This is a genomic window from Streptomyces sp. NPDC050085 (assembly GCF_044460595.1).
Classification (GTDB): Bacteria; Actinomycetota; Actinomycetes; order Streptomycetales; family Streptomycetaceae; genus Streptomyces.
The window spans coordinates 81,418-95,009 of sequence record NZ_JBITJZ010000009.1 but is presented as its reverse complement, the minus strand read 5'-3'; the positions used below and the strand labels follow the sequence as shown (position 1 = coordinate 95,009).

Here is a 13,592-nt window from a genome sequence, read left to right as displayed (position 1 = left end):
GCATCCTGACCGAACTGCACCCCGACCGAACTGCACCCTGGTCGAACGCACGCTGGTCAGCGGGCGGTAAGGCACGGTCAGCGACTGGTCAGCGAACGGTAAGCGCCCACCCGCAAGCTCACTGGCATGACGAAGCAGACGCACACCACGGCCGATCACCACCACATCACCGACAGCGGAACTGTCGACCACGACCCCGTCAGCAACCGCGCCACCGACTCCCTCGCCCACCTCGACGTACTGGTCTCTGGCGCCAGCATCGCCGGCCCCGCGATCGCCTTCTGGCTCTCCCGCCAGGGCGCCCGCGTCACGGTCGTCGAGAGGGCGCCCGCCCTGCGTGAAGGCGGCTTCGCGGTCGACTTCCGCGGTCACGTCCACCGCACCGTCCTCACCCGCATGGGCATCTGGGACGAACTGCACAGGATCCAGACGGACATGGGCCGTCAGACGATCGTCAACGCGGACGACAGCGAGCGCGTCGACCTCCCCGCGTATCTGATGAGCGGCGACGTCGAGGTGTTCCGCGGCGACCTGTCCCGTCTCCTGTACGAGCGCACGAAGGACAGCGTCACCTACGTCTTCGGCGACTCGATCGCCTCGCTCACGGAGACCGCGACCGGCATCGACGTCACCTTCGACCACGGCGCACCGCGCACCTTCGACCTGGTCGTCGGCGCGGACGGGCTGCACTCGAACACCCGGCGTCTCGTCTTCGGCGACGAGTCCCAGTACCTGCAGTTCTTCGACTACTACGTCGCCGGGTTCGACATGCCCAACCACCTGGGCCTGGACCGCACGGCCCGGCTCTATTGCGAACCCGGCCGCGCCGCGGTGATCAACAACTACGACGGGAATCCCGACCGTGCCGGCGCGGCCGTGGTCTTCCGGTCGCAGGAGTTCACGTACGACCGCAAGGACGTCGACGGGCAGAAGCAGATCGTCGCCGACAAGCTCCGAGGCCTGGCCTGGCCCCATGTCGAGCAGATCCTCGACGCTCTCGAGAAGACGGACGACCTGTACTTCGACGCGATCGCCCAGATCCATATGGACCGGCTCTCCAAGGGGCGCGTGATCCTGCTCGGCGACGCGGGTCACGGCGCCACGATGGGCGGGATAGGTACCGGGACGGCGCTGGTGTCGGCCTACGTCCTGGCGGGCGAGCTCGTGGCGGCGCGCGGTGACCACCGCACCGCGTTCGCGGCCTTCGAAGCGGAGATCACGAAGTACGCGAAGGGCTGCCAGAAGCTCTCCGCCAACGCGGGCCCGTTCTTCGCCCCGCCCACCGAGAAGAAGATCCGCAGTCGCGACCGGGCGTACCGGATGCTCGGTTCGCGCTTCCTGGCCGGCTTCTTCAAGCGCCTCACCGAGAAGACGGCGAGCGATCTGACGCTGAAGGACTACGGCCTGGCCGGAGAGTCGGCACCGTCGACGCCGTCGGCACCCTCGATGCCGTCGATGCCGTCGATGCCCTCGGCACCCTCAATACCCGAGGCGCCCGCTGCCCCCATGACCGACCCGGTGCGCTCCCCCGCCCTGAACATCCAGCCGTGATCCACGGGACCGATCCCCCCGCCGAGTGCGAACCCGGCGGCGATCGCCCCGGTCACGTACTCCTTGGCCGCATGCACGGCCTCGGGCACCGACTGCCCCTTCGCCAGCTGTGCCGCGATCGCGGAGGCGAGGGTGCAGCCCGTGCCGTGCGTGTGCCGGTTGTCGTGGCGCGGGGCGCGCAGCCAGTACTCCTCGGACCCGTCCGTGAGCAGATCCACCGCCTCTGAAGACCCTGATCCCGAACCACTGGAGGACCCGTGTCCCGCATGTTCCCCACGTCCGGGCCCGAGCCCCAGATGTCCGCCCTTGATGACCACCCAGCGCGGTCCGTAGGCGAGTACGGCTGCCGCGGCGCGCCGCATCCCGTCCTCCGACTCGACCTGGATGCCGGTGAGTTGGGCCACCTCGTCGAGGTTCGGGGTCGCGACCGTGGCCGTGGGCAGCAGCTTGGTGCGCACGGAGTCCAGCGCCGACGCGGCGAGCAGCGCGTCGCCGTGCTTGGACACACCGACCGGGTCGACCACGACCGGCGCATCGGTCCCGGCGAGCAACTCGGCCACGCATTCCACGAGTTCGGGCGACGCGAGCATCCCCGTCTTGACGGCCTGCACCCCGATGTCGTCGACGACACTGCGGTACTGCGCACGCACCGCCTCCACCGGAAGCTCCCAAGCGCCTTGCACACCAAGGGAGTTCTGGGCGGTGACCGCCGTGACGACGCTCATGCCGTGCGCCCCCAGGGCGAGCATCGTCTTCAGATCGGCCTGGATCCCGGCCCCGCCGCCGGAGTCGGACCCGGCCACGGTCAGCACACGTATCGGCGCGGGAGCAGAAGCGGTGGCGGCACCGGAGGCGGTAGGGGCAGCGGTCACGACTCGATCTCCCCACCGGGGAGATCGTCCCCGAAGTGGTCCCAGCCGCCCTTGCGGGTCCAGGGTGCACCGTCCACGGTGACCTGCGGCAGCGCGGAGGGGTTGAGCACCTCGCCGATCACCTTCCAGCGGGCGGGCAGCTTCACGTCCGGCGGGAAAGTGGCCACGATGGCGTGGTCCTCTCCCCCGGTCAGCACCCACTGCAGCGGGTCGACGCCGACGGCCTGGCCGATGTCGTTCATCTGCGAAGGCACGTCCACCTTCCCGGACTTGATGTCGATGCGGACCTTGCTGGCCTCGGCGATGTGGCCCAGGTCGGCGATGAGCCCGTCGCTCACGTCGCACATGGCGGTCGCGCCGAGCCCGGCCGCGGCGGGGCCCGCGTGGTACGGCGGTTCGGGCCTGCGGTGGGCCTCGACGAAGGCGCGCGGCGAGCGGAAGCCGCGGGAGAGCACGGCGTACCCCGCGGCGGACCAGCCGAGCCAGCCGGTGACGGCCACGACGTCCCCGGGCTGGGCGCCGGCGCGGGTCACCGGTTCGTGGTTGCGCAGATCGCCGAGCGCGGTGATCGCGATGGTGATGGTGTCACCGCGGACGACATCGCCGCCGACGACCGCGGCACCGGCCACCTGGCACTCGTCGCGCAGCCCGTCCATCAGCTCCGAGGGCCAGGACGCGGGCAGCTCGGCGGGCACCACGAGGCCGAGCAGCAGCGCGGTGGGCACGGCACCCATGGCCGCGATGTCGGCGAGGTTCTGTGCGGCTGCCTTGCGGCCGACGTCGTACGCCGTGGACCAGTCGCGCCGGAAGTGCCTGTTCTCGAGCAGGACGTCCGTGCTGGCGACGACCCTGCGGTCCGGCGCGGCGACCACGGCGGCGTCGTCGCCGGGGCCGATCCGTACGGCCGGGGTGGTGGTGAGCCGTGAGGTCAGCTCTCGGATGAGGCCGAACTCGCCCAGCTCGCCGACGGTGCCCTTCATGCGCGTACTGCCCCTTCTGCCCCGGCCTGCTCGCGGTCGCGGGCCGTCTCTGTCATGGGTACGGTTTTTGTCACGGGCGTGCCCTCTGCTTCCGTCATGGGCCTGCCTCTACGATCTGGTGCGCGTCAAGCGCAAACGCGGTCTCTACGCCACAGCCACCCCGGGTCTCCCCGCGGCGACCAACGACGCGATACCGTGGCGTCCCTTCTCCCCACATGATCCTCGTGGCCGCCCTGGAGGTTCCGTGGTACAGGCGTACATCCTGATCCAGACCGAAGTCGGCAAGGCGTCGACCGTCGCCGAGCTGATCGGCAAGATCGCAGGAGTGATTCAGGCCGAGGACGTCACCGGCCCCTATGACGTGATCGTGCGCGCACAGGCCGACACGGTCGACGAGCTGGGTCGCATGGTGGTCGCCAAGGTCCAGCAAGTGGACGGCATCACCCGCACCCTGACCTGCCCGGTCGTCCACCTGTAGCCCCCGTCTACCCTGTGCCGGTGAACTCTTTCCGTCACCGGCCCCGCCTCGTCCTCGGGCTGCCCGCACTCTGCCTGATCGCTGCGGCGGGCTGCTCCTCAGCAGACGGCAGCGCGTCGATCGTGGTTCCCCGCCCGGACGCGACGGTTGCGAAGCTGTGCCAGAACCTGGACAAGGTACTGCCGGCGAAGGTGGACGGTCTGGGTCGCGAGGACCCGAAGCCCGCGTCCGCGTTGACCGCGGCCTGGGGAGGCAACGCGATCATACTGCGCTGCGGTGTCGCGCAACCCCCCAAGATGATCGACCCCAAGGTCGCCGAGGGCGCGGACGACGACGCCGTCGCGGGCGGGGTGAACGGGGTGGACTGGCTGATGGAGAAGCAGGACGACGGCACGTACCGGTTCACCACCGCCAATCGGCAGGCCTATGTCGAGGTGAGCGCGGAGAAGGGACGGGACAGTTCGAGCATCCTCGTCGATCTGGCCCCGGCCATGAAGAAGGCGATCCCCAAGGGGATCGCCTCCTGACACCGTGCTCTGCGGGACGGGCTAGCGCAGCCCGGTCGGGCGTCGCAGCGCCGCCTGCAGGAGCTTGTCCACCAGCTCCGGGTAGCTGACTCCGCTCTCCTGCCACATCCGCGGGTACATGGAGATGGGCGTGAAGCCCGGCAGCGTATTGATCTCGTTGATCACGAACTCGCCGTCCTCGGTGAGGAAGAAGTCCGCGCGCACGATGCCCTCGCAGGACACCGCGTCGAAGGCCGCGACGGCGAGCCGCTGGACCTCGGCCGTCTCCTCCGGCGTGAGCGGCGCGGGCACGATCCCGGCGGCGGAGTCGATGTACTTGGCCTCGAAGTCGTAGAAGTCATGGGCCTGTACGGGCGGGATCTCGGCCGGGACGGAGGCGCGCGGCCCGTCCTCGAACTCCAGGACCCCGCACTCGATCTCGCGCCCCACGATGCCCGCCTCGACGATCACCTTCGGGTCGTGGGCGCGGGCCGTCTCCATGGCCTCGTCGAGCCCCTCGAAGGAGTCGAGCTTCGTGATGCCGAACGACGAGCCCGCGCGTGCGGGCTTGATGAACAGCGGCCAGCCCTGCTCGCCGACGAAGTCCGCGATGCGGCGCCGCGCGCCCTCCTGGTCGCTCTCCCACTCGCGCGGCCGGATCACCAGATAGGGGCCGACCTTCAGCCCGAAGGACGTGAAGATCCGCTTCATGTACTCCTTGTCCTGGCCGACGGCCGAGGAGAGCACACCGCAGCCGACGTACGGCGTTCCCGACAGGTCCAGGAGGCCCTGGATCGTGCCGTCCTCGCCATAGGGGCCGTGCAGCACGGGGAAGACGACGTCGACGTCACCGAGCGCCTTGGGGACGGATCCCGGCTCGGTGTAGACGACTTCGCGCGAGGACGGGTCGACGGGGAGCACCACGCCGCCCTCGGGCGACTCGGCGAGCTGGTCGACGTCCGGCACCTGGCGGTCGACGATGGCCATCCGCTCCGGGTCGTCCGACGTCAGCGCCCACCGCCCGTCGCGCGTGATGCCGATCGGCAGCACGTCGTACTTGGAGCGGTCGATGGCGCGCAGCACGGCGCCCGCGGTGACGACGGAGACGCCGTGTTCGGAGCTACGACCACCGAAGACGACGGCGACACACGGCTTCTGCCCGCTCGCACCACTCACAGAGGACGCGGAGGACGCGGCGGACGCAGGGCTCTGGGGGAGGTTCTCGCTGCTCATATCGCGTTGAGCGTACCTGCTGGTACTACCGGAGTCAGCGCCCGAAGAGCCGAGCCGTGCGACCGTCGCTCAGTGTCGCTCGGACTTGGCGGAGCGCGACATGAGCTCCTTCACCGCGACGACCGGCGGCTTCCCCTCGTGGACGATGCTGACGACGGTCTCGGTGATCGGCATGTCGACACCGTGCCGGCGCGCCAGATCGAGCACGGACTCACAGGACTTCACGCCCTCGGCGGTCTGCTTGGTGACCGCGATGGTCTCCTCGAGGGTCATGCCCTTGCCGAGGTTGGTGCCGAAGGTGTGGTTGCGCGACAGCGGGGACGAGCAGGTGGCCACCAGGTCGCCGAGGCCCGCGAGCCCGGAGAACGTCATCGGGTCGGCGCCCATGGCGAGTCCGAGGCGCGTCGTCTCCGCGAGGCCGCGCGTGATGAGCGAGCCCTTCGTGTTGTCGCCGAGCCCCATGCCGTCGGCGATGCCGACGGCGAGGCCGATGACGTTCTTGACGGCGCCGCCGAGCTCGCAGCCGACCACGTCCGTGTTCGTGTACGGCCTGAAGTACGGGGTGTGGCAAGCGACTTGGAGCCGCTGGGCGACGGCCTCGTCGCGGCAGGCGACGACCGCGGCGGCGGGCTGGCGGGCGGCGATCTCGCGGGCGAGGTTCGGCCCGGTGACGATCGCGATGCGGTCCTCGCCGACCTTGGTGACGTCCTCGACGACCTCGCTCATCCGCATGGCCGAGCCGAGCTCCACACCCTTCATCAGGGAGACGAGCACGGTGTCGGGGGCGAGCAGCGGCGCCCACGCGGCGAGGTTGCCGCGCAGCGTCTGCGACGGCACGGCGAGCACGGTGAAGTCGGCGCCCGCCGCGGCCTCGGCCGGGTCGTTGGTCGCGCGCACGCTCTGCGGGAGTTCGACGCCCGGCAGGTAATCGGGGTTCGTACGCGTGGAGTTGACCGTCTCGGCGAGGTCGGCGCGGCGGGCCCACAGCGTGACGTCACAGCCCGCGTCACCGAGCACCATGGCGAACGCCGTGCCCCAGGAGCCGGTCCCGAAGACGGCGACCTTCGCGGGACGGCTCACTTGCTCTCCTCAGGGGTTCCCTCGACTGCCGAACTGCCGCTGCCCGCCTGGGACTTGCGACGCTGCTGGATCCGCGCCTCACGCGGGTCGTACCGCTTGGCCGGAGCCTTCTCGCCGCGCAGCTGCGCCACCAGCGAGGTGATCTCGACCATGATGACCTCGGTGACCTCCTTGAGGAGTTCCGGCGTCATCTCCTTGTCGTAGTAACGCGACAGGTCGACGGGTTCACCGGCGAGGACATGGTGCGTCTTGCGCGGGAAGAAATCCGGCTTCTTCGCATAAGGGGCGAGCGCGTCGGTGGCGCCCCACTGGCCGACGGGAATGACCGGGCACTTCGTCTGCAGAGCGACGCGGGCGACGCCCGTCTTACCGGTCATCGGCCACAGTTCGGGATCCCGGGTGAGCGTTCCTTCGGGATAGAAGGCCACGCACTCACCGCGCTCCACGGCGTCGATCGCGGCGCGGAAGGCGCTCAGTGCGTTCGTCGACTCGCGATAGACGGGAATCTGCCCGGTGCCACGCATCGCGGCGCCCACGAACCCCTTCTTGAAGAGGCCGTGCTTGGCGAGGAAACGCGGGACTCGTCCACTGTTGTACTGAAAGTGGGCATACAGGAACGGGTCCAGATGCGAATTGTGGTTCACCGCGGTGATAAATCCGCCGTCGGCAGGAATGTTCTCCATTCCGCGCCAGTCCCGCTTGAACAGAACCACCAGCGGCGGTTTGCAGAGGACCGCTGCGAAGCGGTACCAGAAGCCGATTCTGCGGCGGGACACTCGGACACCTTCCTCTAGGACCTGGCAGGTGAGACCTGACGGGCCGCACAAGTGTCGCCCCGGGTCACCGGTCTGTCGAGAACACCGTACGCCCGCCCCACTCGGGCCACCTCATGCACAGGTCACAATAGGCGCGTGCAGTGGACCCTGGTGATACCGCTGAAACCGCTGGTGCGGGCCAAGAGCAGGCTGGCGCCCGCGGCCGGGGGCCTGCGCCCGGGCCTCGCCCTGGCGTTCGCCCAGGACACCGTGGCGGCGGCGCGGGCCTGTGCGGCGGTGCGCGATGTGGTGGTCGTCACGGACGACGCCCGCGCCGGACGCGAACTGGCTGCCCTGGGCGCCCGCATCGTCCCCGACACCCCGCAGGCGGGCCTCAACGCCGCTCTCGCGCACGGAGCCGCTGCCGTACGCTCCCTGCGCCCCGCGGCCGCTCTCGCGGCCCTGAACGCCGATCTGCCGGCGCTGCGCCCCATGGAATTGGCCCGCGTTCTCGCTGCGGCCGCCGCATTTCCCCGGGCATTTCTGCCCGATGCCGCCGGAATCGGCACAACACTCTTGTCCGCGGCCCCCGGCGCGGAATTGCGCCCCGCATTCGGCACGGCCTCACGCGCCCGGCACACGGCGTCCGGCGCCGCGGAACTCCCCCTCGACGGCGTCGACTCCGTGCGCCAGGACGTCGACACCGGCGACGACCTGCGCGCCGCGCTCGCCCTCGGCGTGGGCGCGTACACGGCCAAGGCCACGGCGGGGCTCCTGCCGGTGGACTGAGTACGCTGCCTGCATGCAGGCCACCGCGTACACGTACGACCCCGATTCCCGCTCCGGCAGCGTCCTTCTGGATGACGGCACCCCGGTGCCGTTCGACGCCGCCGCCTTCGACGCGGGCGGCCTCCGGCTGCTGCGGCCCGGCCAGCGGGTGCGGATCGAGGTCCAAGGCGACGAAGACGGCGCCCAGGCACGGCAGATCACGCTCGTGACGCTGCAGACCTTCTGAACCGCACAACCAAAAAGGCCGCTCACATGCCGCGGGCCGGGCTCCCCGAGGGGAGCCCGGCCCGGCGCGTGAGCAGCCTTGTGGCGTACGCCCAAGAAGGCAGGTGCCCTTACTTCTTGCGGGCGGTGGCCTTCTTGGCGGTGGTCTTGCGCGCCGTCGACTTCTTGGCGGGGGCCTTCTTGGCCGTGGCCTTCTTCGCGGGCGCGGTCTTCTTGGCGGTGGCCTTCTTGGCGGTGGCCGCCTTCTTCGCCGGAGCCGCCTTCTTGGCCGTGGTCTTCTTCGCCGCGGCCTTCTTGGCGGTGGCGGTGGCCTTCTTGGCGGTGGTCTTCTTCGCCGTGGCCTTCTTCGCGACGGTCTTCTTCGCCGGCGTGGCCTTCTTGGCGGCGGCCTTCTTCGCCGTCGTCTTCTTGGCCGCGGCCTTCTTGACCGTCGCCGAAGCACCGCCGGTCAGGCTGCCCTTGGGCGCCTTCTTGACGGCCACGTCGTTCTTCGGGAGCTTCTTCGAACCCGCGACGAGGTCCTTGAAGCCCTGGCCCGCACGGAAGCGCGGCACCGACGTCTTCTTGACCCGGACGCGCTCACCCGTCTGCGGGTTGCGGGCGTAACGGGCCGGGCGGTCGACCTTCTCGAACGAACCGAAGCCGGTGACCGAAACGCGGTCACCCTGGACCACGGCACGGACGATGGCGTCGAGTACCGCGTCGACAGCCTCGGCGGCCTGCTGACGGCCACCGACCTTGTCGGCAATCGCTTCTACGAGCTGCGCCTTGTTCACGTCTTCCCCTTCGGAGACATTGCCGGAACGAATCTCTTTCGATCCGGCTTTTTCGCACGTTAGGCAGATATATACCGCAAATCAAACGCGAAACGGGCTAATCACCCTTGTGCCGCAACGAACTCGGCTGTCTCAGAGTTCCTCTTCAGTGACGGAGCCCTCTTCGAAGTCGTCGAGGTCCGCCCTGAATCGCTCCAGACGCCTTGCCGCACCGGCGAGATCGTGTTTGGCCGCAGCCGTAATGGCCAGCAGCTTCCGGGTCAGCGCCATCCGTACGCCCTCCGGGACTTGCAGTGCACGCACTCTGGTGTGCGCTTCCTTGAGTTGGTCCGCGACTGCCGCGTACAGCTGGAGTTGGCCGTCGTGGTCCATGCACAGATTGTGCCATCTGGGGCGAGTTGTCGCCTCCGCAGGGGGTAACTCCCGCCCCACGAGGGCTTCCTGGGCTCTGCCACGACATGCCCGCTCAGCGCGGCACCGAGGCTCGCGTACCCGCGGAACACCCTTGGTATTCAAGGGAGTTGAGAGGTCGCAGAGACCACCCGTTCAGGTCATCGGGAAGCGCCCGGAGGCGGACACAGAAGTACCCCCAACCGGTGCACGATTGGGGGTACGTGGTCTGCGGATCTGGCCTGAATGAGCCTTGCTCGGTGACTGAACCGGCCGGTCAGACCTGGACGGTGCGCGGCTTGAACGCGGGGCGCTTGGCCTCGTAAGCCGCGATGTCCGACTCGTTCTGCAGGGTGATGCTGATGTCGTCGAGCCCGTTGAGCAGCCGCCAGCGGGAGTTCTCGTCGAGTTCGAAGGACGCGGTGACGCCCTCGGCCCGAACTTCGCGCTCCTGCAGGTCGACCGTGATCTCGGCCTGCGGGTCGTTCTCCACCAGTTCCTGCAGCGCGTCCACGACCTTCTGGTCCAGGACCACGGTCAGCAGGCCGTTCTTGAGGGAGTTGCCGCGGAAGATGTCCGCGAAACGGGAGGAGATGACGGTCTTGAAGCCGTAGTTCTGCAGGGCCCACACCGCGTGCTCACGGGACGAACCGGTGCCGAAGTCGGGACCGGCCACCAGGACGGTGGCACCCTCGCGCTCGGGCTTGTTGAGCACGAACTCGGGGTCCTTGCGCCAGGCCTCGAACAGCCCGTCCTCGAACCCGTCCCGCGTGACCTTCTTGAGCCAGTGAGCAGGGATGATCTGGTCGGTGTCGACGTTGCTGCGGCGCAGCGGGACGGCCCGGCCGGTGTGCGTGGTGAATGCTTCCATGGCTGATCAGACTCCAGCGGGCGTACGGTCGTCGGCTTCGGCGAGGTCCGCCGGGGAGGCCAGATGGCCCAGCACGGCGGTGGCGGCGGCGACCTGGGGCGAGACCAGGTGCGTACGGCCGCCCTTGCCCTGCCGGCCCTCGAAGTTGCGGTTGGAGGTGGACGCGGAGCGCTCACCGGGGGCGAGTTGGTCCGGGTTCATGCCCAGGCACATGGAACAGCCCGCGTGCCGCCATTCGGCGCCGGCCTCCTTGAAGACCTTGTCCAGGCCCTCGGAGACGGCCTGCAGACCCACGCGCGCGGAGCCCGGGACGATCAGCGCCCGTACGCCGTCGGCGACTTTGCGGCCCTTGAGGATCTCGGCGGCGGCGCGCAGGTCCTCGATGCGGCCGTTGGTGCAGGAACCTACGAAGATGGTGTCGACCTTGATGTCGCGCAGCGGCTGCCCGGCGGTCAACCCCATGTATTCCAGGGCCTTTTCGGCGGCGAGGCGCTCCGAAGCGTCTTCGTACGAAGCCGGATCGGGGACGGAGGCCGAAAGGGGCGCGCCCTGACCGGGGTTGGTGCCCCAGGTGACGAACGGGGAGAGTTCGTCGGCCTTGATGAAGACCTCGGCGTCGAAGACCGCGTCGTCGTCCGTCCTCAGCGTCTTCCAGTACTCCACCGCGGCGTCCCAGTCGGCGCCCTGGGGCGCGTGGGCGCGGCCCTCGAGGTACGCGAACGTGGTCTCGTCCGGGGCGATCATGCCCGCGCGGGCGCCGGCCTCGATGGACATGTTGCAGATCGTCATCCGCGCTTCCATCGACAGCTTCTCGATGGCCGAGCCGCGGTACTCCAGGATGTAGCCCTGGCCGCCGCCGGTGCCGATCTTGGCGATGATGGCCAGGATGAGGTCCTTGGCCGTGACGCCCTCGGGCAGTTCGCCGTCGACCGTGATGGCCATGGTCTTCGGGCGGGCCAGCGGCAGCGTCTGGGTGGCGAGGACGTGCTCGACCTGCGAGGTGCCGATGCCGAACGCGAGGGCGCCGAAGGCACCGTGCGTGGAGGTGTGCGAGTCGCCGCAGACCACGGTCGTGCCCGGCTGGGTCAGGCCCAGCTGCGGTCCCACGACGTGGACGACGCCCTGCTCGACGTCGCCCAGGGAGTGCAGGCGCACACCGAACTCGGCCGCGTTCTTGCGCAGCGTCTCCAGCTGGACGCGCGAGACCGGGTCGGCGATCGGCTTGTCGATGTCGAGGGTCGGGGTGTTGTGATCCTCGGTGGCGATGGTGAGATCGAGGCGCCGCACCGTGCGACCGGTCTTGCGCAGCCCGTCGAAGGCCTGCGGGCTGGTCACCTCGTGCAGCAGGTGCAGATCGATGAAGAGGAGGTCGGGCTCGCCCTCGGCGCGCCGGACGACGTGGTCGTCCCAGACCTTCTCCGCGAGTGTCCTACCCATCGCTTTCCCTCCGGTCGGCTTGTTGTGCGCCGACCCAACTAGAGATTCGGATCGCCGTCGCTCGTACCCCTCGTACCGGACGTCGGCTGCCGAGCCCGTTGGTCCGCGGGCCGGTGTCCGTACAGAGTGGCAAGTTCCACGGGAAATTGAACTTGCGTTTCACAGAGTGAGACGGGAGTATCGACGCATGGACAACAGTAGCGGCGTCGGCGTTCTGGACAAGGCAGCCCTTGTCCTGAGCGCCCTGGAGTCCGGACCCGCGACCCTCGCAGGCCTTGTCGCGGCCACCGGATTGGCAAGACCCACAGCTCACCGCCTTGCGGTCGCCCTGGAGCACCACCGCATGGTGGCGCGCGACATGCAGGGTCGTTTCATTCTCGGCCCGCGCCTCGCGGAGCTCGCGGCGGCGGCGGGCGAGGACCGCCTCCTCGCGACGGCAGGGCCCGTTCTGACTCACCTGCGGGACGTCACGGGCGAGAGTGCCCAGCTCTACCGCCGCCAGGGCGACATGCGCATCTGTGTCGCCGCGGCGGAGCGGCTGTCCGGACTGCGGGACACCGTCCCGGTCGGTTCGACGCTCACGATGAAGGCCGGCTCGTCCGCGCAGATCCTGATGGCCTGGGAGGAGCCGGAGCGCCTGCACCGCGGTCTGCAGGGCGCCCGCTTCACCGCGACCGCGCTCTCGGGCGTACGCCGTCGCGGCTGGGCCCAGTCGATCGGCGAGCGGGAGCCGGGCGTCGCGTCCGTCTCCGCGCCGGTGCGCGGCCCGTCGAACCGCGTGGTGGCCGCCGTCTCGGTCTCCGGACCCATCGAGCGTCTGACGCGTCACCCGGGCCGGATGCACGCCCAGGCCGTCATCGACGCCGCGGGCCGCCTCTCCGAGGCCCTGCGCCGCACGGGCTGATCCACAACTCCCTTTACGTTCCTGCCAGTTCCGGCCGGTCGCTCCAACGCCGCAGCGGCCGGCCGGAGTTGTGTCCGCAGACGCTCAGCCACCGCACAACTGCCGCTCAACTGCCGCACACGAAGAGGCCCTTCCCGATTGCTCGGGAAGGGCCTCTGATCGTTCGCGCGTACCCCCGACCGGATTCGAACCGGCGCTACCGCCTTGAGAGGGCGGCGTGCTAGGCCGCTACACAACGGGGGCCTTGCGGATGCGAGATCCGCGGTTGCAGATGAGCTCTGCGAGCTGGCCTACCAGGACTCGAACCTAGAATGACGGTACCAGAAACCGTAGTGTTGCCAATTACACCATAGGCCATGGTGGTTTAGACCATTTTCAGATCTTGACCAGTACCCCCGACCGGATTCGAACCGGCGCTACCGCCTTGAGAGGGCGGCGTGCTAGGCCGCTACACAACGGGGGCCCTAGCGATCCTGCATTGAGGTCGGCGGGAGCTACCCATAACCGTCCCCACGGGAAGGATCTGTACCCCCGACCGGATTCGAACCGGCGCTACTGCCTTGAGAGGGCAGCGTGCTAGGCCGCTACACAACGGGGGCTTTGTGGATCTGGAATCCACGGTGCAGATGAGCTCTGCGAGCTGGCCTACCAGGACTCGAACCTAGACTAACGGAACCAGAAACCGTCGTGCTGCCAATTACACCATAGGCCACCAAAACGCCAATCCCTAGGGGATCTTTGCTTG

At 69.1% G+C, this 13,592-nt stretch carries 14 protein-coding genes, 5 tRNA genes and 1 pseudogene; 6 read left to right on the top strand and 14 right to left on the bottom strand.

Features of this window, described 5'->3' with window-relative positions; genetic code table 11:
• Nucleotides 1-126 precede the first annotated feature (126 nt).
• A pseudogene (locus ACIBUY_RS29725) lies at nt 127-1,410 on the top strand (FAD-dependent monooxygenase); the annotation flags it as partial.
• On the opposite strand, the gene thiD reads toward ACIBUY_RS29725, so the two are convergent.
• Both thiD and ACIBUY_RS29715 read right to left on the bottom strand, forming a co-directional pair.
• The gene (thiD, locus tag ACIBUY_RS29720; protein WP_399154254.1) at nt 1,398-2,423 is read right to left on the bottom strand and encodes a bifunctional hydroxymethylpyrimidine kinase/phosphomethylpyrimidine kinase; all 1,026 of its coding nucleotides are present in this window, start codon (nt 2,421-2,423) and stop codon (nt 1,398-1,400) included. The pseudogene ACIBUY_RS29725 and the gene thiD overlap by 13 nt on opposite strands.
• Nucleotides 2,420-3,403 (bottom strand): thiamine-phosphate kinase, encoded by a 984-nt coding sequence (locus ACIBUY_RS29715; protein ID WP_365572711.1) that lies wholly within the window; start codon nt 3,401-3,403, stop codon nt 2,420-2,422. The genes thiD and ACIBUY_RS29715 overlap by 4 nt, the downstream gene beginning before the upstream one ends.
• A gap of 244 nt (nt 3,404-3,647) precedes the next feature.
• Between ACIBUY_RS29715 and ACIBUY_RS29710 the strand changes: the two genes are divergently transcribed.
• Both ACIBUY_RS29710 and ACIBUY_RS29705 read left to right on the top strand, forming a co-directional pair.
• Nucleotides 3,648-3,881 carry an Lrp/AsnC ligand binding domain-containing protein gene (locus ACIBUY_RS29710; RefSeq protein ID WP_361720591.1) on the top strand — a complete coding sequence of 78 codons (234 nt, stop codon included), beginning with the start codon at nt 3,648-3,650 and terminating at the stop codon, nt 3,879-3,881.
• A gap of 20 nt (nt 3,882-3,901) precedes the next feature.
• The gene (locus ACIBUY_RS29705; protein ID WP_365572714.1) at nt 3,902-4,408 is read left to right on the top strand and encodes a DUF3515 domain-containing protein; all 507 of its coding nucleotides are present in this window, start codon (nt 3,902-3,904) and stop codon (nt 4,406-4,408) included.
• 21 nt (nt 4,409-4,429) lie between these two features.
• Here ACIBUY_RS29705 and ACIBUY_RS29700 read toward each other — a convergent pair whose 3' ends face one another.
• The 3 genes from ACIBUY_RS29700 to ACIBUY_RS29690 all read right to left on the bottom strand — a co-directional run bounded on the left by ACIBUY_RS29700 (nt 4,430) and on the right by ACIBUY_RS29690 (nt 7,476).
• Nucleotides 4,430-5,620: a D-alanine--D-alanine ligase family protein gene (locus ACIBUY_RS29700; protein ID WP_399154253.1), complete on the bottom strand. Its 1,191-nt coding sequence runs from the start codon at nt 5,618-5,620 to the stop codon at nt 4,430-4,432.
• A gap of 69 nt (nt 5,621-5,689) precedes the next feature.
• Nucleotides 5,690-6,700 carry an NAD(P)H-dependent glycerol-3-phosphate dehydrogenase gene (locus tag ACIBUY_RS29695; protein ID WP_365572720.1) on the bottom strand — a complete coding sequence of 337 codons (1,011 nt, stop codon included), beginning with the start codon at nt 6,698-6,700 and terminating at the stop codon, nt 5,690-5,692.
• Nucleotides 6,697-7,476 carry a lysophospholipid acyltransferase family protein gene (locus ACIBUY_RS29690; RefSeq protein ID WP_365572723.1) on the bottom strand — a complete coding sequence of 260 codons (780 nt, stop codon included), beginning with the start codon at nt 7,474-7,476 and terminating at the stop codon, nt 6,697-6,699. Before ACIBUY_RS29690 ends, ACIBUY_RS29695 begins: the two co-directional genes overlap by 4 nt.
• 135 nt (nt 7,477-7,611) lie before the next feature.
• On the opposite strand from ACIBUY_RS29690, the gene cofC reads away from it, so the two are divergent.
• Both cofC and ACIBUY_RS29680 read left to right on the top strand, forming a co-directional pair.
• Complete coding sequence (gene cofC / locus ACIBUY_RS29685) at nt 7,612-8,244, top strand: 2-phospho-L-lactate guanylyltransferase (protein ID WP_365572726.1); 633 nt, start codon at nt 7,612-7,614, stop codon at nt 8,242-8,244.
• Nucleotides 8,245-8,257: 13 nt separating this feature from the next.
• Nucleotides 8,258-8,470: a hypothetical protein gene (locus ACIBUY_RS29680; protein ID WP_365572729.1), complete on the top strand. Its 213-nt coding sequence runs from the start codon at nt 8,258-8,260 to the stop codon at nt 8,468-8,470.
• Between the two features lie 109 nt (nt 8,471-8,579).
• Here ACIBUY_RS29680 and ACIBUY_RS29675 read toward each other — a convergent pair whose 3' ends face one another.
• From ACIBUY_RS29675 to leuC, 4 genes are all read right to left on the bottom strand, one after another.
• Nucleotides 8,580-9,245 (bottom strand): HU family DNA-binding protein, encoded by a 666-nt coding sequence (locus tag ACIBUY_RS29675; RefSeq protein ID WP_365572732.1) that lies wholly within the window; start codon nt 9,243-9,245, stop codon nt 8,580-8,582.
• Nucleotides 9,246-9,377: 132 nt separating this feature from the next.
• Nucleotides 9,378-9,617 (bottom strand): hypothetical protein, encoded by a 240-nt coding sequence (locus tag ACIBUY_RS29670; RefSeq protein ID WP_365572735.1) that lies wholly within the window; start codon nt 9,615-9,617, stop codon nt 9,378-9,380.
• Nucleotides 9,618-9,912: 295 nt separating this feature from the next.
• Complete coding sequence (gene leuD / locus ACIBUY_RS29665) at nt 9,913-10,506, bottom strand: 3-isopropylmalate dehydratase small subunit (protein WP_365572737.1); 594 nt, start codon at nt 10,504-10,506, stop codon at nt 9,913-9,915.
• 6 nt (nt 10,507-10,512) lie between these two features.
• On the bottom strand, nt 10,513-11,943 hold the full coding sequence (leuC, locus tag ACIBUY_RS29660; protein ID WP_365572740.1) for a 3-isopropylmalate dehydratase large subunit: 1,431 nt from the start codon (nt 11,941-11,943) through the stop codon (nt 10,513-10,515).
• A gap of 187 nt (nt 11,944-12,130) precedes the next feature.
• Here leuC and ndgR point away from each other — a divergent pair, with 187 nt between their 5' ends.
• Nucleotides 12,131-12,847 carry an IclR family transcriptional regulator NdgR gene (gene ndgR, locus ACIBUY_RS29655; RefSeq protein ID WP_010984119.1) on the top strand — a complete coding sequence of 239 codons (717 nt, stop codon included), beginning with the start codon at nt 12,131-12,133 and terminating at the stop codon, nt 12,845-12,847.
• 170 nt (nt 12,848-13,017) lie between these two features.
• Here ndgR and ACIBUY_RS29650 read toward each other — a convergent pair.
• The 5 genes from ACIBUY_RS29650 to ACIBUY_RS29630 all read right to left on the bottom strand — a co-directional run bounded on the left by ACIBUY_RS29650 (nt 13,018) and on the right by ACIBUY_RS29630 (nt 13,559).
• Nucleotides 13,018-13,090 (bottom strand) — tRNA-Glu (locus ACIBUY_RS29650).
• 42 nt (nt 13,091-13,132) lie between these two features.
• Nucleotides 13,133-13,204 (bottom strand) — tRNA-Gln (locus ACIBUY_RS29645).
• Between the two features lie 33 nt (nt 13,205-13,237).
• Nucleotides 13,238-13,310 (bottom strand) — tRNA-Glu (locus tag ACIBUY_RS29640).
• Nucleotides 13,311-13,373: 63 nt separating this feature from the next.
• Nucleotides 13,374-13,446, bottom strand: a tRNA-Glu gene (locus ACIBUY_RS29635).
• Between the two features lie 41 nt (nt 13,447-13,487).
• Nucleotides 13,488-13,559: transfer RNA gene (locus tag ACIBUY_RS29630), tRNA-Gln, on the bottom strand.
• Nucleotides 13,560-13,592: the final 33 nt, after the last annotated feature.